The sequence below is a fragment of the Catenulispora subtropica genome (assembly GCF_039531675.1).
Lineage (GTDB): Bacteria > Actinomycetota > Actinomycetes > Streptomycetales > Catenulisporaceae > Catenulispora > Catenulispora subtropica.
Map to the genome: position 1 here is coordinate 1 of NZ_BAAAQM010000075.1, position 26370 is coordinate 26370.

The window sequence follows — 26370 nt, forward strand, 5'->3', positions numbered from 1 at the left end:
CGCGGCGCTGATGCCGGCGCAGCAGCAGGTGCCGGGCGGGTTGCAGGCCCGGCCGCAGCCGGCCGGCGAACTGCCGGGGCTCGACGGGTGGCCGTCCTCGGGCGTGGCGCCCGCCGGGCCCGACGGGCTGCCGCGCCGGATCCCGGGGCGGGTGTCGCCCGCGGCTCCCGTGGCGGAGTCGTTCGGAACGGCGTCCGAACCGGGTGCCGCCGCGGCGGCGGGAGCCGGGGTCTCCGGGCCCGACTTCGCCGGCTCCGGGTCCTTCGGCACCGACTTCGCAGGATTCGCCGAGGCCGGGTCGGCCTCCGCGCGCGCCGGGTCGAACGGTGCGGCCGGTCCCGGTGCCGGGAGCGACGGCCAAGCCGTCCCGGGCGCACCCGCCGGCTTCCACCAGAGCCCGCACCCCGCGTCCCCGGCCGACGGCCAGGCCGTCCCGGGCGCACCCGCCGGTTTCCCCGAGACCGCCTTCCCCTCGTCCCAGCCGTTCCCGGCGCAGGCGCCCGGTGGCCGGGTGCCGCCGGCCGGCCTGGACGGCTCCTCGCTCCAGGTGTCCGGACTCGACGCGCTCGCGCTGCCGGTTCCGCCGGACGCCCCCGGAGCCCGCTACTCGCTCGGCCCGCTGGCGCCGGTCCCGCCGGACGGCGGTCTGGGCCGCCGCCGGGCCCGGGACGCCGCCGGCGAGCCGGGGCTGCCGAACCTGCCGCACCAGCCGGTGCCCGAACCGCGCCGGGAATCCGAGCATCTGCCGTCGCGCCGGTCGCCGGTGGTGCCGCCGGCCTCCGCGGCCCCTCCTTCGGAGGCGTCACCGTTGGTCCACCCGCACCTGCCGCAGCCGCCGCCGGAGCCGCCGCGCTTCGGCGCCGGACCGGGCGCCCCGACCACCCCGGGCGGCGCCGCCGCCCCGGGCGCCGCGCCCCAGAGCGCCACGACCCCGCAGGCCTCCGACAACGCCCTGCCGCGCCGGGTGCGCAAGACCCCGGCCCAGCCGGACTGGCCGACCGCGCCGCTGTCCGCGGTCACCGGGCCGGTCCAGCCGCAGGACGCGGTGGCCGTGCGGGACGCGTTGCTGGAGTACGAAGCAGGGGTGGAACGGGCGCTCCACGACAGCGCCGACGACATGCCGGCCCACCGGCTGCCGGCCCGCCACGCGGGCCCGGCGCCGGAGCGGGACGGGGAAGACCAATAGGAGGACGACGCCATGATCGGCTCTAGCAGTGCCGCCCCCTGGGAAAGCGACGAGCAGCGTCTCGCGGCCGACGCCGCGGACTTCACGTGGATGGTCGCCCGCTTCGCCAACGAGACCGCGGGCGTGGTCGACGCCATCGCGGTGTCGTCCGACGGGTTGCTGATCGCCGTCTCGCGCCCGCAGGACCAGGGGGCCTCCGAGCGCCTGGCCGCGGTGGTGTCCGGGATGACCTCCCTGGCCGCCGGCGCCGGGGGCAACTACGGGCTCGGCGCCCTGAACAAGGTGATCATCGACATGGAGGGCGGCTACCTCCTGATCACCCGGATCGGCAGCGGCGCCGTACTGGGCGCGGTGACCACCGCCGACGCCAAGCTGGCCAACGTGGCCTACGAGATGACGCTGTTCGCCAACCGGGTCGGCACGGTGCTGAGCCCGGCGCTGATCATGGAGCTCAAGAACACCGTCGGGATGGGCGTGCCCGCACGCAGACCGGGCGGTGGGCAGGGGTGAGCGAAGCGGTCGGGGGCGGCACCGGGCCGGGCGAAGGCGGCGAGCCGGTCTCGGCGGTGCGGCCGTTCCTGCTCACCGAGGGCCGCGTGGTGGCCGAGGAGCAGTCGCTGCCGATGGAGACCCAGCTCGTGGCCACCCCCGAGGCCCTGGCCCAGCTGGCCCAGCCGCACCTGGCCTTCGAGCGGCGGGCGATCATCGAGGCCTGCCGCGTCCCGGTGTCCCTGGCCGAGCTCGCGGCCCGCCTGGGCCTGCACCTGAACGTGGTCCGCGTGCTGGTCGGCGACCTGCACACGCGCCGGCTGCTGACCGTCCACGTGCCCCGCGCGGCCGGCAGCTCAGACTTGGACATTCTCAGAAGGGTGATCGATGGCCTTCGCGCAATCCACACGTCAGGCGGCCCCGGCCGTGGTTGACAGAGCCGCGGGCGAGCCTGCGACCACGCCCCGCCCCCCGCAACCGGTCAAGATGGTGGTCTCCGGCGGCTTCGGCGTCGGCAAGACCACCGCCATCGCCGCGGTGAGCGAGATCGAGCCGCTGACCACCGAGGCGGCCATCACCGAGGTCGCGGCCGGCATCGACGACGTGTCGATGACCCCCCGCAAGACCACCACCACGGTGGCGATGGACTTCGGCTGCCTGACCCTGGACCCCACGCTGAAGCTCTACATCTTCGGCACACCGGGCCAGGACCGCTTCGGCTTCATGTGGAAGGACGTCACCGCCGGCGCCCTCGGCGCCCTGGTCGTCGTCGACTCCCGCCGCCTCGACGACTGCTTCCCCGCCGTGGACTACTTCGAGCGCGACGGCACCCCGTTCGCGATCGCGGTGAACGCCTTCGACGGCGTGCTGTCCCACTCGCTGCCGGCCGTCCGGTCCGCCCTGGACGTGGCGCCGGAGGTCCCGGTGGTCGCGTTCGACGCGCGCAGCGGCGACTCGGTGCGGGAGTCGCTGATCGTGGTGCTGGAGCACGCGCTGACGCGGGCGCGGGGGTTCTGACCGCAAATCCTGTTGCCGCACCACCCGCACCCGTGGCCTCATAGTTCCCGTCATCCAGCGGGGTACTGACCGAAAGAGGCAGGGTAGAAGCATGTACACGACCGTTCCCGGTTCGAGCGAGGCGAGCTCGCCGATCCGGATGTGGGCCGATCCGGAGTCTGTGGAGCCGCAGGCGCTGGAACAGCTCCGAAACGTCGCGGGGCTGCCCTGGACCCACGGTGTCGCGGTGATGCCCGACGTGCACACCGGGATCGGCGCGACCGTCGGCTCGGTCATCGCGATGCGGGGGGCGGTGTCGCCGGCGGCGGTCGGCGTCGACATCGGCTGCGGGATGTCCGCGGTGAAGACGTCACTGACGGCCGACCGGCTCCCCGACGATCTCTCGAAGCTGCGGAGCCGGATCGAGCAGGCGATCCCGGTCGGGCGGGGCGTGCACCAGAAGGCGGTCCGCCTGGAGGCGGTGCAGGAGCCCGGGGCGAAGAAGCCGCTGCGGGGCTGGCACGAGTTCTGGCAGGGGTACGACGACCTGGAGCGCTCCGTCACGCGGGGGAAGCGGGGCCGGGTCTCGGAGCAGATGGGCACCCTCGGCGGAGGCAATCACTTCCTCGAAGTGAACCTCGATACCGAGGGATGCGTCTGGCTCATGCTCCACTCCGGCTCCCGGGGCATCGGCAACCAGCTCGCCGCCCACCACATCGAGGTCGCCCGGACCCTTCCGCAGAACCGGGACCTGCCCGACCCCGATCTCGCGGTGTTCCTGGCGGACACCCCGCAGATGGCGGCGTACCGGCGGGACCTGTTCTGGGCGCAGGAGTACGCGCGGCGGAACCGGGCCGTGATGCTGTGGCTGTTCTCCGAGGTGCTGCGCAAGGAGTTCCCCAAGGTCACGTTCGACAAGGCCATCTCGTGCCACCACAACTACGTGGCCGAGGAGACCTACGACGGCGTCGAGGTGCTCGTCACCCGGAAGGGTGCGATCCGGGCCGGGGGCGGTGACCTGGGCATCATCCCGGGATCCATGGGGACCGGCTCCTACATCGTGCGGGGGCTCGGCAACGAGGCCTCGTTCAACTCCGCGTCGCACGGGGCCGGGCGGCGGATGAGCCGGACCCAGGCGCGCAAGCAGTTCACCGTCGCGGATCTGAAGGCGCAGACCAAGGGCGTCGAGTGCCGGAAGGACTCCGGAGTGGTCGACGAGATCCCCGGCGCCTACAAGGACATCCGGTCCGTGATGGCGCAGCAGTCCGATCTCGTGGAGATCGTGGCGGAGCTGAAGCAGGTGGTGTGCGTCAAGGGCTGAGCCCTGGCTGCCCTGGCGAACGAAGGCTCGTGACCTCGAGGACCTTCGATCGCCAGGGGCCGTGCGCTGCACCCCGTACGATTTCCGTCCCCTGGCTTGACATCCTGTCACCGGTTCAGTCCGCCACGCGGGGTTAAACTCGGCTCGACGCCTTGGGCACGAGTCGGTCACTAGCCGCATTCCATCGCCTTCCGGGTGTCTGTTCGCTTTTATGCATCAACGCATTCCGCAACAGCCGGGGCCGACAGCGAGGTCGGCGCCGTACCGAACCGAACGAAGGACGCTGGTCGACATGAAGGTCGGCATTCCCCGCGAGCTGAAGAACCACGAGTACCGGGTCGCCATCACCCCCGCCGGGGTCCACGAGCTGGTCCGCAACGGCCACGAGGTCTTCGTGGAGAAGGACGCCGGCCTCGGCTCGTCCATCTCCGACGAGGAGTACACCGCCGCCGGTGCGACCATCCTGGACACCGCCGACGAGGTGTGGGCCACCGGCGACCTGATCCTGAAGGTCAAGGAGCCGATCGCGGCGGAGTACCACCGCATGCGCCGTGACCAGGTGCTGTTCACCTACCTGCACCTGGCCGCCTCCCGCGAGTGCACCGACGCGCTGCTCGACTCCGGCATCACCGCCATCGCCTACGAGACGGTGCAGCTGCCCGACGGCTCACTGCCGCTGCTGGCCCCGATGTCCGAGGTGGCCGGCCGGATGGCGGCCCAGGTCGGCGCCGCCACCCTGCAGAAGGCCAACGGCGGCCGCGGCGTGCTGATGGGCGGCGTGCCCGGCGTGCAGGCCGCCAAGGTGGTCGTGATCGGCGGCGGCGTGTCCGGCATCAACGCCGCGATGGTGGCCAAGGGCATGGGCGCCCAGGTGAAGCTGCTCGACAAGAGCATCGCCCGGCTGCGCCACGTGGACGCCGTCCAGTTCGGCGGGATGCAGACGCTGGCCTCCAACGCCTACGAGATCGAGCAGGCCTGCCTGGAGGCCGACCTGGTGATCGGCGCGGTCCTGGTGCCCGGCGCCAAGGCCCCCAAGCTGGTCAGCAACGAGCTGGTCTCGCGCATGAAGCCGGGCTCGGTGCTCGTCGACATCGCCATCGACCAGGGCGGCTGCTTCGAGGACTCGCACCCGACCACGCACGCCGAGCCGACCTTCAAGGTCCACGAGTCGGTGTTCTACTGCGTCGCCAACATGCCCGGCGCGGTGCCCTACACCTCCACCTTCGCGCTGACCAACGTCACGCTGCCGTACGCGGTCGAGATCGCGAACCTCGGCTGGAAGGAGGCGTGCCAGCGGGACCACGCCCTGGCGCTGGGCCTGAACACGCACGACGGCCAGCTGACCTACCCGCAGGTCGGCGAGGCGCACGGGCTCGACTCGCTGAAGCTGGACGAGGTGCTGGCCTGAGTCCGGCGCGCGCACGAACGGCGAAGGGCTCCGGAGACACTCCGGAGCCCTTCGCCGTTTCGCCCGAGAACGCCGCGGATCACTGCCCGGACGGCGGGCCCCACTGGCCGCCGCCGCCCTGGCCGTACTGGTCGCCGCCGCCGCCCTGGTTGCCCTGGCCGCCGCCCTGGAAGACCGCGCCGATGTTCTTGATGTCGCCGCCCTTGGCCACGAAGTCCAGGTAGCCGAACACCGCCACCGCGATCGCGATCACCAGGGCCACGTAGGTGCCCCACATCGCGCCGACGCTGCCGCCGATGCCGGAGGCGGTGTCGTAGGTGAGCCAGCGCAGCAGCACCAGCACGGCGGCGAGCAGCCCGCCCGCGGCCTCGACGAAGCCGAGCAGCAGCGGCGCCCACTTGACGATCCCCTGCGCGGCCAGCACACCGACCACGGCCAGCGCCAGCAGCAGCAGCACCGAGAACCAGGCGGCGAACCCGGCGTCCCAGGCGTTGACGCTGGTCTTCACGCCCATCGCCTTGAGTTCCGAGGCGCCGCTGCCCGAGTACCCGTACCAGGGGAAGAAGCTGACGATGAACGCCAGCAGACCCCCCGCAGCGATGACGAGGCCGTTTCGCCCGAGCCTGGCCATGAGCTGATTGACATCCACTTGCTACCCCCAGTAGTCACGATGCGTGATCATCGCACGTCCGGCACTTTGCCGGAGTACGTTTCTACGCCACGCCAGCCCTACACGTAAGGTCCCGCAGGCGAAGCCCCGGGGAAACATCAGGAGAATCCCCACCAACACGCTGACGCATCAGAAATCTGATGGATCAGCGCCTGCAGTAGCGTGGTCGCCGTGGCCGACGACCTCGACTTCCGCGTGCGGGCCCACCTCGAACACCTGGCGGTGGAGCGCGGACTGAGCATCAACACCTTATCGGCCTATGACCGTGATCTGGCCCGGTACAGGGTTTTCCTTGACGGCTTGGGTCGGAACAGCCTCAATGCCGTGACACGGGACGATGTCGGGGCGTTCCTGGCCAGTCTGCGGGGCGGCGCCGCCTCCTCGGCGGCCCGGACCATGTCGGCGGTGCGGGGGCTGCACCGCTTCGCGCTCGCGGAGGGCTGGGTCGACGCCGACGTCACCGACGAGGTCCCGCCGCCGCAGGTCCCGCTGCGCCTGCCGAAGGCGCTGCCGCTGGCCGACGTGGAGCGGCTGCTGGCGGCGACCGGGGGCGGGGAGGCGCTGGCGCCGCGTGACCGGGCCCTGCTGGAGTTCCTGTACGGCACCGGCGCGCGGGTGTCCGAGGCGGTGGCCCTGGACGTCGACGACGTCGACCGCGAGGACCGCACCGTGATCCTGGACGGCAAGGGCGGCAAGCAGCGCCTCGTCCCGGTCGGCTCCTACGCCTGCCGCGCGCTCGACGACTATCTGGTGCGGTTGCGCCCCGAACTCGCGCGGAAGGCGAAAGCCGGGAATGCCGGTGCCTTGTTCCTCAACGCGCGGGGCGGGCGGTTGACGCGTCAGGGTGCGTGGACGGTGCTGGGCGCGGTGGCCGCGCGCGCGGGATTGGCCGGCCGCGTCTCCCCGCACACCCTGCGGCACTCATTCGCCACTCATCTGCTGGACGGCGGCGCGGATATCCGCACCGTGCAGGAGTTGCTGGGTCACAGTTCGGCCACGACGACCCAGATCTACACCCGGGTGACCGTCGACCGGTTGCGTGAGGTGTACGCGTCCAGTCATCCCAGGGCCCTGACCGGCTGAACAAGGGTAGGCTGACGAGTACTGAGACTCCCCCGTGACCGACCGTCCTGATATGAGATGACAGATACCGGCGACGCTTACCGGTTCGGGTGATTTATCTCCTGTTTTCCAGCGGAAACCGGGTTGAAACGCCCCGCCTGTGTCTCATTGCCTTGCTGTAATGACACCGGCCCCATAGAGTCACTCCAGCGATGAGAGTGGGCAAGTCGGTAAGGAGGTAGAACGACTTGTGAATGAGTCGACATTTGCTGCCGGACGGGTGGCCGACGGGGCCGCCGCCGCCGATGACGGCACCACCGGCGCGATGGCGTCTCAGACGGGGACCTCGCCTGCTCCTCGTTCCACACAGCGTTCCGAGGACATGATGACTACGACCGATAAGGCCTCCGACGCCACCCGGACCGGGGTGGAGTTCGACGATCCGTACGGCATCATCGAGGACGAACTCCGCTACCAGGACGGATTCGACCCCGACGCCGAGATAGAGCCCGATCCGGACTACGCCGCCACGCTGGCGCCGGACCCGGCGACCCAGCGCCGCGAGCGGGTGGGGCCGACGGGCCGGCCGATGCCGCGCTTCCCGGTGCCGCGGCCCCCGGTCGAGCACGGGCCGGCGCGCATCATCGCGATGTGCAACCAGAAGGGCGGCGTGGGCAAGACCACGTCCACCATCAACCTGGGCGCGGCGCTGGCCGAGTACGGGCAGAAGGTGCTGCTGGTCGACTTCGACCCGCAGGGCGCGCTGTCGGTGGGCCTGGGCGTGAACCCGATGGAGCTCGACCGCACGGTCTACAACCTGCTGATGCACCGCGGCGTGAACGTCGAGGACGTGCTGCTGAAGACGGTGACGCCGGGCATGGACCTGCTGCCGTCGAACATCGACCTGTCGGCGGCCGAGGTGCAGCTGGTCACCGAGGTGGCGCGGGAGTCGGCGCTGGCCCGCACGCTCAAGCCGGTGATCGGCGACTACGACTTCATCATCATCGACTGCCAGCCCTCGCTGGGCCTGCTCACGGTCAACGCCCTGACGGCCGCGCACAGCGTGATCGTCCCGCTGGAGTGCGAGTTCTTCGCGCTGCGCGGCGTGGCGCTGCTCACCGAGACCATCGAGAAGGTCCGCGAGCGGCTGAACCCGGAGCTGGAGCTGGACGGCATCCTGGCCACCATGTACGACGCCCGCACCGTGCACGGCCGCGAGGTGCTCGCCCGGGTGGTGCAGGCCTTCGGTCCGCAGGTGTTCCACACCGTGATCGGCCGCACGGTCCGCTTCCCGGAGACCACCGTCGCCGGCGAGCCCATCACCTCGTACGCGTCGGCCTCGGTGGGCGCGGCCGCCTACCGCCAGCTGGCGAGAGAGGTGCTGGTCCGGTGCCACGCCGGGTGAGGATGCCCGCCGCTGACGAGCTGTTCCGCACCACCGCCGGCAACGGGACCCTGATGCACAACGGGCGGGGTGAGGAAGCCGACCAGCGCCCCGCCCGCGAGCGCGGGCCCGGTGGGCCCAACGCTCCGGGGCACACCACGGCCGCGCCGCCGAGCGCGGTCGGGAGCAAGGGACCGGTGAAGACGGTGCCCGCGCCCGCGGGACCCGCGGCGCCCGCCGGAGCCTCGGCGACCGAAGCCGCGGTGAAGGCGCCGCCGGCCGCACAGACCGGGCCGGCCTCGGCGGCCGCCGCTCCCGAGCCCGCACCGGAGCCGCCGCCCGCGCCGCCGGCCCGCAAGGTCACCGCCCCGCGCCGTCCCACCGGCCGCGAACGGCATGACGAGAAGATCACCGTGTACGTGTCCCCGGACGAACTGCTCGGCCTGGAGCACGCCCGCATCACGCTGCGGGGTGAATACGGCGTGGCGGTGGACCGCGGCCGCATCGTCCGTGAGGCGGTGGCCGCACTGCTGGCCGACCTCGACGCGCGGGGGCGCGACAGCATCCTGGTCAAGCGGCTGTCCGACAGCTGACCGCCCGGATCGCCCGGATCGCCCGGCCCGCGGGGGTGCCTTGCGGGGCACGGCTGGCGGGTCCTCTAGAGTTCACGGGGTGAGCGTGGAAGTGGAGCAGGCCGAGGCGGTCGCCGAGCCGCAGGCCCCGGCTGAGGGCGCACCGCCGGAGGGGACGTCCCCCGACACCGGGGACACCGCGGCGCGCGTCGACGGCTTCCAGGTCAGCCTGCCGGAGTTCGAGGGCCCCTTCGACCTGCTGCTCGGGCTGATCGCCAAGCACAAGCTCGACGTCACCACCCTGGCCCTGTCCAAGGTCACCGACGAGTTCATCGCCCACATCCGGGCCATGGGCGACGCCTGGGACCTGGACCAGGCCTCGGAATTCCTGGTCATCGCCGCCACCCTGCTGGACCTGAAGGCCGCGCGCCTGCTGCCCGCCGCCGAGGTCGAGGACGAGGGCGACCTGGCCCTGCTGGAGGCCCGGGACCTGCTGTTCGCGCGCCTGCTCCAGTACAAGGCCTACAAGCAGGTCGCCACCGAGCTCGGCCACCGGCACGCCACAGCCGGCCGGATGTTCCCGCGCGCGGTGAAGCTGGAGCCCTCGTTCGCCGATCTGCTGCCCGAGGTGATCATCAACCTCACGCCGGAGCAGTTCGCCGCGCTGGCGGTGAAGGCGATGACGCCGCGGACGCCGCCCGAGGTCTCGGTCACGCACCTGCACGGCAGCAAGGTCAGTGTGCGCGAGCAGGTCGCGGTGCTGATCGCGAAGATGCGCGAGTTCCGGCGGGCGTCGTTCCAGAAGCTGTGCGAGGACGCCCCGGACACGCTGACCGTCGTCGCGCGCTTCCTCGGCCTGCTGGAGCTGTTCCGCGAGGCCGCGGTGATGTTCGACCAGCCCGACGCCTTCGCGGAGTTGACGGTGTCGTGGACCGGGACGGAGGAGGGCGACCTCAAGGTCGCGGTCGACGAGTTCGACCGCAGCGCGCCGGTCGAGGACGAGGCGCCGGAGCAGGACGAGCAAGAGGAAGAGCAGGAGCTGGGATGAGCGACGACGACTGGGAGTACGAGCGCCCGGAGTACGCCGTCCACGCCGAGGACGCCGAGGCTGCCGAGACCCAGGCCGGCGCCGAGGCTGAGGCTGCGGCTGAGGGGGTCACCGCGGTCGCCGAAGACGCGGGGATCACCGAGACCGTCGAAGTCGCCGACGCCCCCGTCGGCCTCCCCGCGCAGCGCACCGGGCCGAAGGCTCCGCTCCCGTCCCCGCGCGTGGAGTCCGCCGATCCGGGTATCGCCGGACTCGACGACGCCACCTGGCAGCTCTCCACCGACATGGCCCCGCTCCCGCCCCTGCGCCAGTGCCTGGAGGCGATCCTCCTCGTGGTCGAGGAGCCGGTCGCCGACGTCGTGCTGGCCCAGATCACCGAGCGGCCGCGGGACGAGGTGGTGCAGACGCTGCACGAGCTCTCCGCCGAGTACACCGAGCAGCAGCGGGGCTTCGACCTGCGCCAGGTCGCCGGCGGCTGGCGGCTCTACACCCGCGCGGCGTGCGCGCCGCTGGTGGAGAAGTTCGTCCTGGACGGGCAGCAGGCCAAGCTCAGCCAGCCGGCGCTGGAGACGCTCGCGGTGGTCGCCTACCGCCAGCCGGTCAGCCGCTCCCGGATCTCGGCGGTGCGCGGCGTGAACTGCGACGGCGTCATGCGCACCCTGTTGACCCGCGGCCTGATCGAGGAGGCCGGCACCGACGTCGACTCCGGCGCGATCCTGTACCGCACCACACCGCTCTTCCTGGAGAAGATGGGGATGCAGTCTCTGGAGGAGCTGCCGGAGCTGGCGCCGCTCCTGCCGTCGGTGGAGTCCATGGAAGAGGCCGAGACGCTCGCCTGACCCGCGGCGGGCGAGCGGGGGTCGCCGATGGGGGACAATGGACGCCATGAACACCCCTCCTCGCCGTTCCCAGCCCGGTAAGCCCGCTCCTCGCCGGGGAGGCGGCGCCAAGGGCGGCAGTGCCAAGGGCGGCGGCACCGCGGGAGGCCGCGACTGGCGCGACTACGACCCCTTCGCCGACCCCAACGAGGAAGGCGTCCGCCTCCAGAAGGTGCTGGCCCAGGCCGGCGTCGGCAGCCGCCGGGTCAGCGAGGACCTGATCGCCGCGGGCCGCGTCGAGGTCAACGGCGAGATCGTGCGCCACCAGGGCATGCGCGTGGACCCGGAGACCGCGGTGATCCGCGTGGACGGCATGCGCATCTCCACCGCCGAGGGCATCGTCCACTTCGCCTTCAACAAGCCGGTCGGCGTGGTCTCCGCCATGGAGGACGCGGACCGTCCCAACCTCGGCGACTACGTCCGCGGCCGCAACGAGCGCCTCTTCCACGTCGGCCGTCTCGACGTCGACACCGAGGGCCTGATCCTGCTGACCAACGACGGCGAGCTGGCGCACCGCCTGGCGCACCCCTCCTACGAGATCCGCAAGGTCTACCGCGCCCAGGTCTACGGCGTCATCCCGAGGGACCTCGGCAAGCGCCTGCGCGAGGGCATCGACCTGGAGGACGGTCTGGCCCGCGTCGACCACTTCCGGCTGCTGGACTCGGTCGGCAAGAACGCGCTGGTGGAGATCACCATCCACGAGGGCCGCAACCGGATCGTGCGGCGGATCATGGACGCGGTCGGCCTGCCGGTGCGCGGCCTGGTGCGGACCAAGTTCGGCCCGATCTCGCTCGGCGACCAGAAGCCGGAGCGGCTGCGTCCGCTGAACAAGGAAGAGGTCGGCGCGATCTACAAGGCCGTGGGGCTGTAGAAGACGCCGAAGCGCCCCTGGGAGTCGTCTCCCAGGGGCGCTTCGTTCCCCTCCGAGCTTCGGGCAGGACCCTTACGCCGCGGTCGCCGCAGCCGCAGCCGCCATCAGCCGCTGCCGCTTGTCGTGCCGGTGCAGGTGGTGGGCGAAGCCCACGGCCACCAGCGTCACCGCCACCGCGGCCACCGACAGCACCGCCATCGCGTGGCCGGCGGCGTGGACCGCGTGGCCCGGGGCCACCGACAGGTACAGCGTGCCCAGCGTCGCGATGCCGACGACCTGCGCCAGCTGCGCGTTGGTGGCCAGGGTGCCGGAGGCGTCGGCGGCGTCCGAGACCGGCACGTTGAGCAGCGCCAGGGTCATGGTGGGGGCGTTGCCCAGGCCGACGCCGAGGCCGAAGACCAGCTGGTCGACGTAGAACCAGGCGCCGCCGTAGCCGCCGTCCTTGAACATCGGGATCTGGGCGGCCATCGCGGCGACCGCGATCAGCAGGCCGACCACCGCCAGGCGGCGGATCAGGTGCGCCGGGATCTTCCGCCAGTAGTAGCTGACCAGGCCGAAGGTCAGGGCGCAGGGGGCGAAGGCCAGACCGGTCCTCAGGGCGCTGAACCCGAGGGCGCCCTGCAGGTGGATCGCGGTGGCGAACAGGTTGCCGGCGTAGACCACCATCACCAGGAAGATCAGGATCAGCGACGGCTTGATGCCCGGCATGCGCAGCACCCGGCCCGGCAGGATCGGGGAGGAGCCGCGGGCGGCGACCCGGCGCTCGACCGCCAGGAAGACGCCGAGCAGGGGCAGCGTCGCGGCCAGCATGATCCAGCCCCAGACCGGCCAGTGCTCGTCGTGGCCCAGGACCAGCGGCACCACCAGGGCCAGGATGGTCGGCGACAGGGTCAGGACGCCGGCCAGGTCGACCTTGTTGTTCGCCGCGGAGTTCTGCGGGCGGACCGACGGGAGGGTCTTGTGCGCGGCCAGCCACAGCACCACGCCGATCGGCACGTTCACCAGGAACACCGGGCGCCAGGACCAGCCGAACAGGTTCGCGGTCACCAGCACGCCGCCGAGCACCTGCCCGACCACGATCCCGCTGGCCAGCACCGCGGTCCAGGCGCTCATCGCCTTGGCCCGGGCCTCGCCCTGGAAGGTCTGCTGGATCAGGCTCAGCACCTGCGGCAGCATCACGGCCGCGGTCACGCCCTGGATGACGCGGAACGTCACCAGCTCACCGGTGTTCTGGGCCATGCCGCAGGCCAGCGAGGCGATGGTGAACCCGGCCAGTCCGGCCTTGAACAGCCGCTCGTGGCCCAGGATCCGGCCCAGGCGCGCGCCGGTCACCAGCAGCACCGCGTAGGCGATGATGTAGCCGGCGGCGACCATCTGCAGGCCGGCGCCGGAGGCGTGCAGCTTCTCGTGGATGCTCGGCAGGGCCACGTTCACGATCGAGCCGTCCAGCAGCGCCATGAAGTAGCCGACCAGGATGGTGGCCAGGATCAGGCCCGGGCGCTTCGGGGCCTGGCCCGCCGGTGAGTCGGGCTTGACCTTCTTCCTGGCCCGGGGTTGCGCGGCGGAGGACGGGATCGTGGTGTTCTCGCCGGTCGTTCCGGCTATCGACTTGCTCAGCGTCTCGGTCACAACACCAGGATGGGGCGTGCTTTATAGGGGTACCAGGAGTCTAGTTATCCTATTACCAGCAGTACCTGGCACCAGGATGCCGCCCGAGGCATAGTGGTAGTCGTGAGCATCGACACCAGTATCCCCCCGGCGGCCTCTCTGCGGACGGCGGCTCCGAACACGGCCCCGCGCAGGCGCTCTGAGCTGGCGTCCTTCCTGCGCAGCCGGCGTGAGCGCCTCGACCCGGAGCTGATGGGCCTGCCCGCCGGCACCCGGCGCCGCACCCCGGGCCTGCGCCGCGAGGAGGTCGCGCAGCTGGCCGGGGTGGGGGTGACCTGGTACACCTGGCTGGAGCAGGGCCGGCAGATCAACGCCAGCGTCCAGGTGCTGGACGCGGTGGCGCGCACCCTGAAGCTGGACCAGGCCGAGACCGAGCATCTGTACCGGCTGGCCGACGTCGCGGCGGTGCCCGCGCTGACCGGGTGCAGGCGGCTCGACCCCGAGGTCCAGCTGATCCTGGACGGCCTGCGCCCCCTGCCGGCCGCGGTGGTGAACGGCCGCAGCGACCTGCTGGCCTGGAACAAGTCCTACGCGCTGCTGTTCCCGTTCCTGGTCAACGCGCCGGAGGACAAGCGGAACAGCATGTGGCAGGTCTTCACCGCCCCGAAGTGCTGCCACCCGTTCGTGAACCGCCAGGAGGAACTCGGCCGGATGGTCGCGAACTTCCGCGCCCGCTACGGCCGCCATGTCGGCGAGCCGGCCTGGGACGAGTTCGTGAAGAGACTGTGCGCGGCCAGCCCGGAGTTCGCCGAGCTGTGGGCCGAGCACGGTGTGGCGGACGGCGGCGTGCGGGTGAAGGTCTTCCGGCACCCGGCGCTGGGCGAGCTGAGCGTGGTGGTGACGACGCTGGACGTGGCGGCCACCCCCGGCACCCGGATGATGGTCTACACCCCGAACGACGAGCACACCCGCGAGCGCTTCGAGGTGCTGCGCCAGGACAGCCTGCCGGGGGGCGCCACCTACGAGTGCGGCCACAGCTTCGACGCGCCGCCGTTGTCCGAGATGGAGTCGCCGCTGTCACCCTGCGCGGACCGGCCGCGCGAGGCCTGAGCAGCGCACGATGCGAGGTGCGCCGACGTCGGCGCACCCGTCGTGTCTCGACCGGCGGGACACCGGACCGACGCGCGAGACGCCGGGGCCGGCGATCAGTAGGGTGGTCGCATGGCAGTGCGGGCGGTGCGAGGCGCGATCCAGCTGGACCACGATGACCGGGACCACTTGCTGGCCGGCGTCACCGAGCTCATCAAGGCGGTCCTGGAGCAGAACGGTTTCACGGTCGACGACCTGATCAGCATGCTGTTCACGGCGACCCCGGACCTGCACAGCGAGTTCCCGGCGCTGGCCGCGCGCGAGCTCGGGATCGTGGACGTGCCGCTGATGTGCGCCGCGGAGATCGACGTGGTCGGCGCCATGCCGCGGGTGGTCCGGCTGCTGGCCCACGTGGACACGCTGCGCTCCAAGGACGAGATCCAGCACGTGTATCTCGGCGGCGCCGCCGCACTGCGCAGGGACATCGCGCAGTAAGGTTCCCCCATGCGTTCCGCCCTCGTCGTCGGCACCGGACTGATCGGCACGTCCATCGCCCTGGCGCTGTCCCGCCGCGGCGTCGACGTGTTCCTGTACGACGCCGACGAGTCCGCCGCACGGACCGCCGCCTCGCTCGGCGCGGGCCGCGCCGCGCTGCCGACCCAGCCGGTCGACATCGCGATCCTCGCGGTCCCCCCGGCGCGGATAGGGGAGGCCCTGGCCAAGGCGCAGCAGGAGCAGTGGGCCCGGGTGTTCACCGACGTCGGCTCGGTCAAGGCCCGTGTGCACGGCGCCGCGGAGTCCGCCGGCGCCGCCATGGACCGCTTCATCGGCGGCCACCCGCTGGCCGGGCGCGAGCGCTCCGGCCCGCTGGCCGCGCGCGCGGACCTGTTCGAGGGCCGGCCCTGGGTGCTGACCCCGGGCCCGACCACATCCCGCGACGCCCTGAACCAGGCCCTGGAGCTGGTCTCCCTGTGCGGGGCGGTGCCGGTGGTGATGGACACCGAGGAGCACGACCACGCCGTCGCCCTGATCTCGCACGCCCCGCACCTGGTGGCGGCGCTGATGGCGGCGCGGCTGGAGAACGCCCGCGAGCAGTCGGTGCGGATCTCCGGTACCGGTATCCGGGACCTGACGCGCATCGCCGGCGGTGCGCCGGAGCTGTGGGAGGACATCCTCCAGGCGAACGCCCCGGCGATCGCCGAGGTGCTGGCCGCCTACGCCGCCGACCTCACCGCCGCCGTCGACGCCCTGCGGGCGGTCGCCGGCCCGGACGCCGAGGCCGCCAAGCGCGGTGCCGCGGACCTGGCCGACCTGCTGCGCCGCGGCAACGCCGGCCACGCCCGCATCCCCGGCAAGCACGGGTCGCCTTCGGCCTCTTACACCCCGGTGCCGGTGCTCATCTCCGACCGGCCCGGCGAGCTGGCGCGCCTGTTCGCCGCGGCCGGCAGCGCCGGGGTGAACATCGAGGACGTGCGGATCGACCACTCCCCGGGCCGCGAGGCGGGATTGGTGGAGCTGCTGGTGGACCCGACGGTCGCGGACCGGTTCGCCACCAGTCTCAGCGCCGCCGGCTGGACCGTGCAGGCCTGATCCGCCCTCCGACTCGTCCGCTGATTCGCCCCCGGGTTCGCCACCCTTTTCGCCCGGACCGCGCCACGCCCATCAGCACAGCGACGCGTAGCGTCTCCGTAACGGGTGGCGGTGGGTGACGGGCGGGCAGTCGCACCGTCTACGGTGGACACCTATGCGATTCCTGCACACCGCCGACTGGCAGCTCGGCATGAGCCGCCGGTTCCTGGACCGCGAGCGCCAGGGACAGTTCGACGCCGCGCGGCGTGATGTGCTGGGCACGCTGGGTCGGCTGGCGGTGTCCGAGGGCTGCGAGGCGATCGTGGTCGGCGGCGACGTGTTCGAGACGAACGCCGAGTCGGCCCGCACGGTGCGGCAGGCCCTGGAGAAGCTCCGCGGGCTGCCGCTGAAGGTGTTCCTGCTGCCGGGCAACCACGATCCGCTGAACGCGGCGTCGATCTGGGACGCCGACCGGTTCCGCGAGGCGTGCCCGGACAACGTGGTGGTGCTGCGGGACGAGAAGCCGGTCGAGGTGCGGCCCGGGTTCGAGGTGGTCGGCGCGCCGTGGCGGTCCAAGCGGCCGACGTCGGACCTGCTCGGCGACGTGCTGGCCGGCCTGGAGCCGGCGCCGCCGGGCGTGGTCCGGGTGGCGGTCGGGCACGGCGCGGTCGACGCGGTCGCGCCGCAGGCCGATCCGGTGGCCGCGATCCGGCTGGCCGGGGTGCGGGCGGCGCTGGCCGCGGGCAAGGCGCACTACGTCGCGCTCGGCGACCGGCATTCGACCACTGAGGTCGCGCCGCGGGTGTGGTACTCGGGGGCGCCGGAGCCGACGGCGTTCGTGGAGTCGGACCCGGGCAACGTGCTGGTGGTCGAGATCGACGAGGCAGATCTCTCCCGGCCGCCGGTGGTCACTGCGCACCGCGTGGCGACCTGGCGCTTCGAGTCGGTGGAGTGGGAACTGCGGGGCGGCGCCGATGTCACCCGGCTGCGCGAGCATCTGACAGCGCTGCCCGACAAGGAGCGCACGATCGTGAAACTGCTGCTGAGCGGCGCGCTCTCGGTGACCGACAAGGCGTCCTACGACGACCTGCGCCGCACCGCCGAGGACCTGTTCGCCGCCGTCGTGGACTCCTCGCGGTCGCGGCTCGACGTGCGCCCCGACGACGCCGACTTCAGCTCCCTGGGACTCAGCGGCTTCGCGGCGCGCGCCGTCGAGGATCTGCGCGCGGCCGCCGCGGGCGCCGACGAGGAGGCGGCGCGGCGCGCCTCGGACGCGCTGGCCCTGCTCGTCACGCTCTCCGGGAGGGCTTCGTGAGACTGCTGCGGATCCGGCTCACCGACTTCCGCGCCGTCGCCGACCGGGAGCTGACGTTCGCCGAGCGGGGCGTCACGGTCGTCGAGGGGCCGAACGAGTCGGGCAAGAGCAGCACCATCGAGGCCTTCGGTCTGCTGCTGGACGAGCTGGACTCGTCGAAGAAGGAGGCGGTGCGCGCCGTCAAGCCGCGGCACACCGACGCCCATCCCGAGGTCGAGGCCGAGTTCCGGGTCGGCGACCACCACCTGGTGTATCGCAAGCGATGGCTGCGTCCGTTGACGGAACTGCGCGTGCTGGCGCCGTCACCGGAGACGCTGACCGGCCGCGAGGCGCACGAGCGGGTGCAGGCCATCCTGCATCAGGCCACGGACTACGACCTGTTCAAGGCGTTGCGGGTGCTGCAGGACAAGCCGTTCGACGTGGACCGGATCGCCGGCAGCGTGTCGCTGCGCGCCGCTCTGGACGCGGCCGCCGGGGGCGCGGGGCCCACCGACGGCGCCGAGGACACGCTGGTGCAGCGGGTCGAGAAGGAGTTCGCGCGCTACTACACGCCGAAGCACCACCAGCCGACGGGGGAGTACCGGGCAGCCCTGGACGCCCGCGAAGCGGCGGTGCGGGAAGCGGACGAGCTGGCCGAGACGCTGGCCCGGGTCGAGGCCGACGCCGAGCGCCACGGCGTGGTGTCGGGTCACCTGGCGGAGTTGCAGCGCCGCCTGGCGACCGACCGCGGCGAGGCCGAGGAGTTCCGGAAGAAGGCGGCCGAGGTCGAGGCGCGCCGTCGGCGCCGCGACGACGCGACGACGCTGGTCGAGCGGGCCGAGCGGGACGCCGAGCTGGCCGCCCGGGCGTGGGAGGCGCGTCAGGCGCTGGTGCTGAGCGTGAGCGACCACGAGGCGGAGCTGGCCGAGGTCCGGGCCGAGATCACCGAGCACGCCTCGGTGCGCGCGGCGGCCGACGAACGCCGCGACGGCGCTCTGGCGATGCACCAGGCCGCCGACGAGGCCCATCGCCTCGCGCTGCGCCGCTACCAGGAAGCCGACGCGGACTACCGGTGGATGCGCGACGCGCATGAACTGGAACGCGTGAAGGCCGACCGCGAGTCATTGGACGACGCCGGCCGGGACGTGGCCGTCGCCCAGGCCGAACTGGCGGCCACGGAGATCGACGACCGGCTCGTCGACGAGATCGACGCCGCTGACCGGGCTGTGCGCGACGCGCGCACCGCGATCGAGGTCACGGCCGCGACGGTGCGGGTGGAGCGGTTGGGCGAGGCGGCGGTGACGCTCTCCGGTCCGGCCGGGGTGCCCGAAGCCCGGAAGCCCGATGCCGCGGCCTCCACCGCGACATCATCGGTGGCTCTGGTCGAGACGGCGGTGGCCGTCCCTGGTGGCGAACCCGTCGCCCGGCGCATCACCGATCCGCTCGTCGTCGAAGCCGAAGGCGTCCTGCGGGTCACCCTCACTCCCGGCGCCAGCGAGCGTGAGCTGCGCGCCAAGCTCGACGAAGCCGAGTCCTCCCTCACCTCCCTCTGCGCCCAGGCCGGCGTCCGCGACCTCGCCTCCGCTCGCGTCCGCCTGCACCGCCACGTCGAGGCGCGCGCCTCGCTCCAGGCCGCCAAGAGCGCGCTGCAGAAGCTCAGCAAGGACCCGTTGGCCCTCGCCGACGAGCAGGCCCGCCTCGAGGCCCGCATCGCCGACCACCTCGACCGGCGCGATCCGGACAGCCTGCCGCCCGCCGGCCGGCACGAGGCCGAGACCGTCGCCGAGCACCGCCGGGCCGAGTCCGAGGAGACCGCCGCCCACCTCGGCCTCGCGGCCGGCGCGCTGCGGTCCGCCGAGGCCGAGACCATCCGCCTGGCCGCCGTCGCCGAGAACCTCCGCGGCCTCGCCGACCACCTCGCCGCCGAACACGAGGCCGCGCGCGCCCGGCTCGCCGACGCCCGCGCCGCCGCCTCCGACGACGCCGTCGAGGCCCGCGACGGCGAGGCCGCCGAGGCGCTGGCCGCCGCGGTGGAGGACCGCGCGGTCCACGACGCCGCCTACCGCGAGGCCGAGCCGGAGCAGGTCGCGCTGCTGCTGGCCAACGCCCGCGGTGTCGTGGAGCGCACCGAGGCCGAGATCGCCGAGGCGCGGGCCGAGCTGCAACGGCTGGCGGGCCGGCTGGAGACCGTCGGCGACGATCTGGCCGACCGGCAGCGGGAGGCCGAGGCCCGGCGGGACGCCGCGGACCGGGAGCGGCACGCCGTCACGGCCCGGGCCGAGGCCGCGAGGCTGCTGCGCGAGACGCTGCTGCGCCGCCGGGACGAGGCCACCCGGGCCTATCAGGGCCCGTTCAAGGAGCGGGTCGAGCAGTTCGGGCGGCTGGTGTTCGGGGCCTCCTTCGGCGTCACCGTCGACACCGAACTGCGGATCTCGCACCGCACGCTCCACGGCCGCACCGACCCCTACGGCGAGCTCTCGACCGGGGCGCGCGAGGCGGTGGCGATGTGTGTGCGGCTCGCGTGCGCCGCTCTGGTCAGTCCGGAGGGCGGCGTGCCGGTGATCGTCGACGACGCCCTCGGGGCCGCCGACCCCGGCCGGCGGCGCACCCTCGGTGCCCTGCTCGCGCATGCCGGCGGCAGCGGCGAGGGGGCGCAGATCATCGTCTTCACCTGTGATCCCGACCGCTACCGTGCCGTCGGATCGGCGCAAGTCCGCTCACTGGTCCACAATGGCGATCGTGAGAACAGCCCGGCCGCGTGATCCGCTGACGCCCAGCGAACTGCAGAAGCGGCGCGGTATGCGCCGCATGAAGTCGGTCGCGACCGGGTTCCTGCTGGGCGCGGCGGTGGTCTACATCACGATGAAGGTCCTGCAGAACCACGGCGTCACCGGCTGGACCGGCTACGTCGAGGCGGCCGCCGAGGCCGGGATGGTCGGCGGCCTGGCCGACTGGTTCGCGGTTACCGCCCTGTTCAAACGCCCGCTGGGACTGCCGATCCCGCACACCGCGATCATCCCCAACCGCAAGGACGCGTTCGGCGAGGGCCTGGGCACCTTCGTCGGCGAGAACTTCCTGTCCGAGGACGTGATCCGCAGCCGGCTGTCGGCGCTCGGCATCTCCAAGCGCACCGGCCAGTGGCTGACGCAGCCGGAGAACGCCGCGCGCGTCACCAAGGAGCTGTCCGCCGCGGTGCGCGGGGTGCTGACCGTGCTGCGGGACGAGGACATCCAGAAGATCCTCGGCGAGGCGGTCACGAACCGGCTGGCCAAGATCGACCTGGCGCCGCCGCTGGGCGGCCTGCTGGAGCGGTTCGCGGCCTCCGGCGGCCACCACGACTTGGTCGACATGCTGGTGGTGCGGGCCCACGACTGGCTGGAGGCGAACCCGGAGGCGATCGAGCGGGCGGTGTCCAGCGAGGCCCCGCTGTGGTCGCCGCGGTTCCTGGACGACGCCGTCGCCCGCCGCATCCAGCGCGAGCTGGTGAAGCTGGCCGCGAACGTCCGCGACGACCACAACCACGCGCTGCGCAAGGCCCTGGACCGGTTCCTCGCCGACTACGCGCAGGAGCTGAAGACCGACCCCGAGACCGGCCGCAAGGTCGAGAAGCTCAAGACCGATCTGCTCAACCACCCCGAACTGCAGGGCGTGGTGGGCTCCGGCTGGACCGCCATGCGGCAGGCGGTGATAGAGGCCGCCGAGGATCCGGACAGCGACCTGCAGACCCGGGCCCGAGAGGGTCTGCAGAGCCTGGGCCGCCGCCTGGAGACCGACACCAAGCTGCAGGAGAAGGCCGACGGCTGGATCCGCGAGGTCGCGGTGCACCTGGTGACCACCTACCGCGACCAGATCACATCGCTGATCACCGACACCGTCGCGGCCTGGGACGGTCCGGCCACCTCGCGCAAGATCGAGTTGCAGGTCGGCCGGGACCTGCAGTTCATCCGCATCAACGGCACGGTCGTCGGGTCGCTGGCGGGTCTGGCGATCTACACGCTGTCGCAGCTGGCGTTCTGAGCGATTCCGCTCAGAGCGGATCGGGTGGCCCCGGCCCGCGCGCCGCTGTCAGGGTGGAGCCATGAGACTGCTGATCATCGGCGGCAGCCGGTTCCTGGGCCGGGCCCTGGCCGAAGAGGCGCTGGCCGCCGGCCACCGGGTCACCGTGTTCAACCGCGGCCGCTCCGCCCCGGACGTCGCCGGCGTCGAGTCCGTGCGCGGGGACCGGGAGTCCGAGGCCGACCTGGAACGCCTGGCCGGCCACGGTCCGTGGGACGCCGTCGTCGACACCAGCGGCTACGTCCCGCAGGTCGTCGGACGCTCGGCCCGCGCCCTGGCCTCGAGCGCGCCCGCGTATGTCTTCGCGTCCACCTGCAATGTCTTCACCGAGTGGCCGAGCTCCCCGGTCTCCGACGACAGCCCGGTCCACGAGTGCTCGCCGGACGCGGGCCCGGACGACGGCGACTACGGCGTCCTCAAGGCCGGCTGCGAGCGCGCGGTCGACCGGGATTTCCCCGGCCGCGTCCTGCACCTGCGCCTCGGCCTGCTCCTGGGGCCGCACGAGGACGTCGGACGCCTGCCCGCCCTGCTGCTGCGGATGGCGGACGCCGGCGGCGCGCGCGACGAACGCGTGCTGGCTCCCGGCGACCCGGCCTACCGCGTCCGCCCCATCGACGTCCGCGACGTCGCACTGTTCACGCTGAACGCGCTCGAACAGGAGCTGCAGGGCCCGTATCTCGTGGCCGGCACCCCCTCGGCCTCCGTCACCTACGAGGAGCTCCTCCAGGCCTGCATCGAGGTCACCGACTCCCGGGCCGGCCTGGAGTGGGTCGACGGCGACTTCCTGATGGCCAGGAAGGTGGCCATGTGGTCGGAGCTGCCGCTGTGGGTGCCGCCGGAGGAGCATCCCTGGGACAAGGACACCTCCCGGGCCGAAGAAGCCGGGCTGCGCTGCCGTCCGCTGCGCGAGACCGTCGCCGACACGTGGGCCTGGCTGACGGCCGACGACGGGAAGGTGCGGCGCTCGTACCGGCCGAACCGGCCGCACGGTCTGGAACACGAGCGGGAGCGCGAGCTGCTGGCGGCGTGGGACGCGCGGTGAGCGCTCGTCTCAGGGCCGCGTCGTCGACCGCTGCCTCGGCGCACGTTCCGCAGCGCCGAGGCGCACGATGTTCGCATGCTGCGCTTGCAGGTCTCTGAGGATCCTGCTGTCGGGACCGTAAGCCTGGTGCACCGTGCCCATCACGGCCGCCAACACGTTCGCGGCCTCGGCGTAACGGGCCGCGCCGACCAGGGCCTCCGCGTGCGCCAAGGCGGCGTCGAGGTCGATGTCGAGGCTTGAGACGGTGGGAGGCGGCTCCGCGACCGGCGCCGCCGGCGCCGGCGGCGCCGGTCGTGCGTCGCTCGGCGCCGCTCCCCGCTGCGCCAGCAGCCTCGGCGCCGGTGCCATCGGCCGCCGGAACGGCCGCCACGGGTCGTGGGGCCGCTCGGCCTCGTCCTCCCCGGCCGGCAGCATCGCCGCCAGCGTCCGGAACACCTCCACCGCGGGCGGCCGAGCCGCCGGCTCCTTCGCCAGCAGCGCGAGGATGAGCGCGTCCAAGGCTTCCGGGACGTCCGGGCGGACCGTGCGGACCGGCCTCGGCGCCTCCTTCGCGTGCTTCTCATACAACGCGTAGATCGTCGGCGCCCGGAACACGGTCTCGCCGCACAGTGCCTCGTGCAGGACACAGCCCAGCGCGTAGGCGTCGCTCGGCGGGCCGGAGGTCCCCGACACCGCGAGCTCCGGCGCCGTGTACGCGGGACTCCCCAGCGTCTCGCCGGTACGGGTCAGGCGGCTGGCGTCCGGGTCGAGCAGGCCGGCGATGCCGAGGTCGAGCAGGACCGCCGTGCCGTCGGCGCGCAGCATCACGTTCGCCGGCTTCAGGTCGCGGTGCACCACGGGGATGGCGTGCAGAGCGGTCAGCACCGACGCGATCTGCGCGCCCAGCGCCGCGGCCCGCTGCCACGGCACCGGCTCCTCCTCCACCAGCCAGTCGGCCAGCCGGACGCCGTCGATGTACTGCATCACCAGGAACAGCTCGCCGCCCGACCGGTCCGGGTCGCGGCCGGCGTCGTGGATCGACACCACCCCCGGGTGATCGATCCGCGCCAGCGCGCGGCACTCGCGCACGAACCGCTTGCTCAGCACGTCGCGGTCGCCGAACAGCGCGGCCTGCTCGGCACGGATCAGCTTCACCGCGGTGTCGCGCTCCAGCCGCTGGTCCCAGGCCCGCCAGACCTCGCCCATGCCGCCGCGTCCCAGCGGGGCGTCCAGCCGGTAGCGGCCGGCGATGACGCGGCCGGGCGCGCCCGTCACGGCTCCTCGCGGCGAGCGAGGATGCCGCGCAGCTCCCGCAGGCCGGCCTGGACCTGCTCGGGGCTGACCTCCGGCGAGGTGTACGGCCCCGTGTACGGCTGAGTCTGAACCGCCTGATACGGCGGCTGCGGACCGCGTGTCGCCAAGCAGTAGTGCACCGTCGGCGCGACCATCAGCGTCAGCATGCACAGCACGCCGGGCCACGTGGCCACGATGGTCTTGTCCGCCTTGGTCTCGGACGTCGCGATGTCGATCCAGATCGCGGCCGCCTCGCCGGCGGCGAAGCCGGCGAAGACCGCCCAGGCCTTCCGGCCCTGCCGATCGATCGCCAGCTGGAGCGACGGCACCCACGCCAGGAAACCGACCGACCACACCGGGAACGACGCCCACACCACCCGAAGGACGCGCTGCCACAGCGTACGCCGCGACGGGAACGCGGGGGAGGGCGACGGGATCATGGTGCGGCCAGATTATCGGCCTGGAACCCGCGCATGAAAGTATTAGGAGCTTGCCACCCGGAAGGCAGTGCAGAGCCCTGACGTGAGCCAGGACACATGCCCTCGGTATGCCGCGCCCGGCAGCTCAGCCGGGCATCACCGTCCCCTCGGCCAGGGCGTCGGTCAGCCCCTGGACCAGGCGCTCCCCGGTCTCAGCGGCGACCCGCAGCGCGTCGCCGAACTCGGACAACCGCCGGAACGCCGCGCCGTACTCGGCCTGCCGCTCCATCGGCATCCGCGGCAGCGGCACCTTGCGCACGTCCATCCGGCTGCTGGTCGACGCGTGGCTCAAGGCCTGCCGGGCGGCGGTGTCGCTGCGCAGGAAGCCCGCCACGAACCACGGGTCGAGCCGCGCCGGGTCCACTCGCAGCACCCCGACACCCCGCGCCGCCGGCGCTCCGACCTCCGCCGCGTCCGCGTCGGCGTCCAGCACCCGCGCCTGTCCGGTCTGGCCGCCGAGCACGGGCACCACGACGTCGCCGGCGCGCAGCGGATCCTCCGCGCCCGGCAGCGCGAGCCAACCGGCACGCGCCAGGTCGCCGACCGTCGTCGTGGGCCAGGCGCCGCGGGTCCCGGAGTCGGAACCCGGCCGGTCCGCCTCTCCGACGACCGGAGTCAGCTCGCCCAGCCGCGCCACCGCGGCCTCCACCGCCGCTCGCTGCTCCAGCAGGTGCCCCCGGCCCAGGCCGGTGTCCGGCCGCGGTACATGCCGTCCGGGGCTGAGATCGACCGTGTCGTCCAGCAGGCCGATGACCGGAAGCACCGCGCTGACCCCGGGCTCGCCCCCGAAGCCGGGGTCGTCGAGGAAGGACCGCCAGGCTTCTTCGATCCGCTGCCCGGTCGCCGTGTCCGGCGTGAGCGATCCGCGTTCGGCGTCACCCTGGTCCACGAACAGCACCCGGCCGAGCGGCGCCTCCGTGCCGGGGCGTCGCAGCACCCACAGATGCAGCGAGATCCCGTAGGGGGCCGAGCTTCCGACCGGCAGGGCCGCCACCGCTTGGAGCGCGCCCCGCCGCAGCAGTTCCGCGCGGATCCGCCGTCCGGTCCGCCGCGCCGCCACGGCCGGCGGCAGGACCAGGGCCGCCATGCCACCGGGCCGCAGCCGAGCGAGCGCGTGCTGGACCCAGGCCAGCTCCGACTCGCCGCGCGGCGGCATCCCGTATTCGAGGCGCGGATCGTAGGAGAGCTCGTCGAAGCCCCAGTCGCGCTGCGCCGACGGGGGCTGGGACACCACCACGTCCGCCTGCACGCCGTCGGCGTGCCCGTCCAGCAGGGCGTCGCCCGCGGTGATCAGCGCGCTCGCTGCCCCGGCCGCCCGCAGGCGCGCGCCGACCAAGGGGACCAGCGCGGGGTCGGCCGTGGCCCCGATCAGGGTGCTGTCCGACGTTTCGCGGGCGGCGGCGACCAGCAGGGTGCCCGCTCCGCACGAGGGGTCGTAGACGGTGAGACCTGACGCTGGCCCGGACCCGGAGCCGGGCCCGGAGTCAGGCCCGGACTCGGGCCCGGACGCCGTCTTCGAACCCGTATCCTGCGCGGACGCGTCGAGCCCTCGCAGCGCCAACCGGACTACCAGCCCGGCGAGCGCCTCGGTCGCCCCGCCGGTGTCGACCTCGCGCCCGTGGCCGTCGGCGAACCGCGCGGCCAAGGCCTCGACGGCCGCCTGCGCGCCGCCGGCGTCCGCCGTGCGCGCGGCCGCGGCCAGCGTCTCCGCGTCCCAGCGCTCCGCCGCCGGCTCCGAGCCGTTCAGCAGGGTTCCGGCCAGGTCGGCGACGGCCCGCGCGGTGCGCGCCGCGTCCCCCGGCGTGTCGACCGCCCGCCACAGCACCTCGGCGTCGGGCAGCGCGGCCAGCTTGCCCTCGGCGCGCAGCCATTCCTCGACCGCCTCCAGTGCGAAGGCCGGACTCGCCTCGGTGCCGCCGACGGGTTCCGGAAACGTCGGGTGCCGTTTGCGCCAGTTGCTCACGGCGGCGCGCCCGACGCCTGCCAGCCGGGCGATCTGCGCGGCGGTCACGGTCACGGGCGCGGTCACGGGCGCTGTCACGGGCGCGGTCGGAACGCGATCGGTCATGGGCCGAG

At 73.0% G+C, this 26370-nt stretch carries 23 protein-coding genes and 1 pseudogene; 19 read left to right on the forward strand and 5 right to left on the reverse strand.

What is annotated here, in order from left to right; translation table 11 throughout:
• The 6 genes and pseudogenes from ABD466_RS39880 to ald all read left to right on the forward strand — a co-directional run.
• Positions 1–1186 (forward strand): annotated as a pseudogene (locus ABD466_RS39880) (hypothetical protein); the annotation flags it as partial.
• 12 nt (positions 1187–1198) lie between these two features.
• On the forward strand, positions 1199–1696 hold the full coding sequence (locus tag ABD466_RS39885) for a roadblock/LC7 domain-containing protein (RefSeq protein ID WP_344662495.1): 498 nt from the start codon (positions 1199–1201) through the stop codon (positions 1694–1696).
• Complete coding sequence (locus tag ABD466_RS39890; RefSeq protein WP_344662496.1) at positions 1693–2109, forward strand: DUF742 domain-containing protein; 417 nt, start codon at positions 1693–1695, stop codon at positions 2107–2109. Before ABD466_RS39885 ends, ABD466_RS39890 begins: the two co-directional genes overlap by 4 nt.
• Positions 2110–2161: 52 nt before the next feature.
• Positions 2162–2692, forward strand: a complete 531-nt coding sequence (locus tag ABD466_RS39895) for a GTP-binding protein (protein WP_344662534.1) — start codon at positions 2162–2164, stop codon at positions 2690–2692.
• Between the two features lie 91 nt (positions 2693–2783).
• Positions 2784–3992 carry an RtcB family protein gene (locus tag ABD466_RS39900; protein WP_344662497.1) on the forward strand — a complete coding sequence of 403 codons (1209 nt, stop codon included), beginning with the start codon at positions 2784–2786 and terminating at the stop codon, positions 3990–3992.
• Between the two features lie 292 nt (positions 3993–4284).
• Positions 4285–5400, forward strand: a complete 1116-nt coding sequence (gene ald, locus ABD466_RS39905) for an alanine dehydrogenase (protein ID WP_344662498.1) — start codon at positions 4285–4287, stop codon at positions 5398–5400.
• Between the two features lie 79 nt (positions 5401–5479).
• On the opposite strand, the gene ABD466_RS39910 is transcribed toward ald, so the two are convergent.
• Positions 5480–6031: a hypothetical protein gene (locus ABD466_RS39910; RefSeq protein ID WP_344662499.1), complete on the reverse strand. Its 552-nt coding sequence runs from the start codon at positions 6029–6031 to the stop codon at positions 5480–5482.
• A gap of 201 nt (positions 6032–6232) precedes the next feature.
• Between ABD466_RS39910 and xerD the strand changes: the two genes are divergently transcribed.
• The 6 genes from xerD to ABD466_RS39940 all read left to right on the forward strand — a co-directional run bounded on the left by xerD (position 6233) and on the right by ABD466_RS39940 (position 11885).
• Positions 6233–7153, forward strand: coding sequence for a site-specific tyrosine recombinase XerD (xerD, locus tag ABD466_RS39915; protein ID WP_344662500.1), 921 nt, complete (start codon positions 6233–6235; stop codon positions 7151–7153).
• A gap of 364 nt (positions 7154–7517) precedes the next feature.
• Positions 7518–8537, forward strand: a complete 1020-nt coding sequence (locus ABD466_RS39920; protein WP_344662501.1) for a ParA family protein — start codon at positions 7518–7520, stop codon at positions 8535–8537.
• A complete protein-coding gene (locus ABD466_RS39925; RefSeq protein WP_425558860.1) occupies positions 8534–9109 on the forward strand; it encodes a hypothetical protein in 576 nt (191 codons plus the stop codon). The genes ABD466_RS39920 and ABD466_RS39925 overlap by 4 nt, the downstream gene beginning before the upstream one ends.
• Before the next feature lie 79 nt (positions 9110–9188).
• Positions 9189–10136: a segregation and condensation protein A gene (locus ABD466_RS39930; RefSeq protein WP_344662503.1), complete on the forward strand. Its 948-nt coding sequence runs from the start codon at positions 9189–9191 to the stop codon at positions 10134–10136.
• Positions 10133–10975, forward strand: coding sequence for an SMC-Scp complex subunit ScpB (gene scpB / locus ABD466_RS39935; RefSeq protein WP_425558858.1), 843 nt, complete (start codon positions 10133–10135; stop codon positions 10973–10975). Before ABD466_RS39930 ends, scpB begins: the two co-directional genes overlap by 4 nt.
• Positions 10976–11021: 46 nt before the next feature.
• Positions 11022–11885, forward strand: coding sequence for a pseudouridine synthase (locus ABD466_RS39940; RefSeq protein ID WP_344662504.1), 864 nt, complete (start codon positions 11022–11024; stop codon positions 11883–11885).
• Between the two features lie 72 nt (positions 11886–11957).
• Here the strand turns inward: ABD466_RS39940 and ABD466_RS39945 are convergent, their stop codons facing one another.
• Entirely contained in the window at positions 11958–13514 is a 1557-nt protein-coding gene (locus ABD466_RS39945; RefSeq protein ID WP_344662505.1) for an MFS transporter, read from the reverse strand.
• 108 nt (positions 13515–13622) lie between these two features.
• Between ABD466_RS39945 and ABD466_RS39950 the strand changes: the two genes are divergently transcribed.
• The 7 genes from ABD466_RS39950 (at position 13623) to ABD466_RS39980 (ending at position 22543) form a co-directional block, all read left to right on the forward strand.
• Positions 13623–14603 carry a helix-turn-helix transcriptional regulator gene (locus ABD466_RS39950; protein ID WP_425558861.1) on the forward strand — a complete coding sequence of 327 codons (981 nt, stop codon included), beginning with the start codon at positions 13623–13625 and terminating at the stop codon, positions 14601–14603.
• Between the two features lie 111 nt (positions 14604–14714).
• Positions 14715–15077, forward strand: coding sequence for a chorismate mutase (gene aroH, locus ABD466_RS39955; RefSeq protein ID WP_344662507.1), 363 nt, complete (start codon positions 14715–14717; stop codon positions 15075–15077).
• A gap of 9 nt (positions 15078–15086) precedes the next feature.
• A complete protein-coding gene (locus ABD466_RS39960) occupies positions 15087–16172 on the forward strand; it encodes a prephenate dehydrogenase (protein WP_344662508.1) in 1086 nt (361 codons plus the stop codon).
• A 154-nt stretch (positions 16173–16326) separates the two neighbouring features.
• Positions 16327–17466, forward strand: coding sequence for a metallophosphoesterase family protein (locus tag ABD466_RS39965; RefSeq protein WP_344662509.1), 1140 nt, complete (start codon positions 16327–16329; stop codon positions 17464–17466).
• Positions 17463–20207, forward strand: coding sequence for an AAA family ATPase (locus ABD466_RS39970; protein ID WP_344662510.1), 2745 nt, complete (start codon positions 17463–17465; stop codon positions 20205–20207). Before ABD466_RS39965 ends, ABD466_RS39970 begins: the two co-directional genes overlap by 4 nt.
• On the forward strand, positions 20176–21462 hold the full coding sequence (locus tag ABD466_RS39975; protein WP_344662511.1) for a DUF445 domain-containing protein: 1287 nt from the start codon (positions 20176–20178) through the stop codon (positions 21460–21462). Before ABD466_RS39970 ends, ABD466_RS39975 begins: the two co-directional genes overlap by 32 nt.
• A gap of 61 nt (positions 21463–21523) precedes the next feature.
• Positions 21524–22543, forward strand: coding sequence for an NAD-dependent epimerase/dehydratase family protein (locus ABD466_RS39980; RefSeq protein WP_344662512.1), 1020 nt, complete (start codon positions 21524–21526; stop codon positions 22541–22543).
• Positions 22544–22552: 9 nt separating this feature from the next.
• Here the strand turns inward: ABD466_RS39980 and ABD466_RS39985 are convergent, their stop codons facing one another.
• The 3 genes from ABD466_RS39985 to ABD466_RS39995 all read right to left on the reverse strand — a co-directional run bounded on the left by ABD466_RS39985 (position 22553) and on the right by ABD466_RS39995 (position 26362).
• A complete protein-coding gene (locus ABD466_RS39985; protein WP_344662513.1) occupies positions 22553–23797 on the reverse strand; it encodes a serine/threonine-protein kinase in 1245 nt (414 codons plus the stop codon).
• Entirely contained in the window at positions 23794–24255 is a 462-nt protein-coding gene (locus tag ABD466_RS39990; protein ID WP_344662514.1) for a hypothetical protein, read from the reverse strand. Before ABD466_RS39990 ends, ABD466_RS39985 begins: the two co-directional genes overlap by 4 nt.
• Before the next feature lie 124 nt (positions 24256–24379).
• Positions 24380–26362: an N-6 DNA methylase gene (locus ABD466_RS39995; RefSeq protein WP_344662515.1), complete on the reverse strand. Its 1983-nt coding sequence runs from the start codon at positions 26360–26362 to the stop codon at positions 24380–24382.
• Between the last annotated feature and the right edge of the window lie 8 nt (positions 26363–26370).

Excerpts from the sequence above, each read along its gene's own strand:
- ABD466_RS39990 (WP_344662514.1), bottom strand. The coding sequence starts at position 24,255 with ATGATCCCGTCGCCCTCCCCCGCGTTCCCGTCGCGGCGTACGCTGTGG.
- aroH (WP_344662507.1), top strand. The coding sequence starts at position 14,715 with ATGGCAGTGCGGGCGGTGCGAGGCGCGATCCAGCTGGACCACGATGAC.
- ABD466_RS39895 (WP_344662534.1), top strand. The coding sequence starts at position 2,162 with ATGGTGGTCTCCGGCGGCTTCGGCGTCGGCAAGACCACCGCCATCGCC.
- ABD466_RS39920 (WP_344662501.1), top strand. The coding sequence starts at position 7,518 with ATGACTACGACCGATAAGGCCTCCGACGCCACCCGGACCGGGGTGGAG.
- ABD466_RS39975 (WP_344662511.1), top strand. The coding sequence starts at position 20,176 with ATGGCGATCGTGAGAACAGCCCGGCCGCGTGATCCGCTGACGCCCAGC.
- ABD466_RS39885 (WP_344662495.1), top strand. The coding sequence starts at position 1,199 with ATGATCGGCTCTAGCAGTGCCGCCCCCTGGGAAAGCGACGAGCAGCGT.
- ABD466_RS39980 (WP_344662512.1), top strand. The coding sequence starts at position 21,524 with ATGAGACTGCTGATCATCGGCGGCAGCCGGTTCCTGGGCCGGGCCCTG.
- ABD466_RS39940 (WP_344662504.1), top strand. The coding sequence starts at position 11,022 with ATGAACACCCCTCCTCGCCGTTCCCAGCCCGGTAAGCCCGCTCCTCGC.
- ABD466_RS39995 (WP_344662515.1), bottom strand. The coding sequence starts at position 26,362 with ATGACCGATCGCGTTCCGACCGCGCCCGTGACAGCGCCCGTGACCGCG.
- ABD466_RS39960 (WP_344662508.1), top strand. The coding sequence starts at position 15,087 with ATGCGTTCCGCCCTCGTCGTCGGCACCGGACTGATCGGCACGTCCATC.
- ald (WP_344662498.1), top strand. The coding sequence starts at position 4,285 with ATGAAGGTCGGCATTCCCCGCGAGCTGAAGAACCACGAGTACCGGGTC.
- ABD466_RS39965 (WP_344662509.1), top strand. The coding sequence starts at position 16,327 with ATGCGATTCCTGCACACCGCCGACTGGCAGCTCGGCATGAGCCGCCGG.
- ABD466_RS39900 (WP_344662497.1), top strand. The coding sequence starts at position 2,784 with ATGTACACGACCGTTCCCGGTTCGAGCGAGGCGAGCTCGCCGATCCGG.
- ABD466_RS39910 (WP_344662499.1), bottom strand. The coding sequence starts at position 6,031 with ATGGCCAGGCTCGGGCGAAACGGCCTCGTCATCGCTGCGGGGGGTCTG.
- scpB (WP_425558858.1), top strand. The coding sequence starts at position 10,133 with ATGAGCGACGACGACTGGGAGTACGAGCGCCCGGAGTACGCCGTCCAC.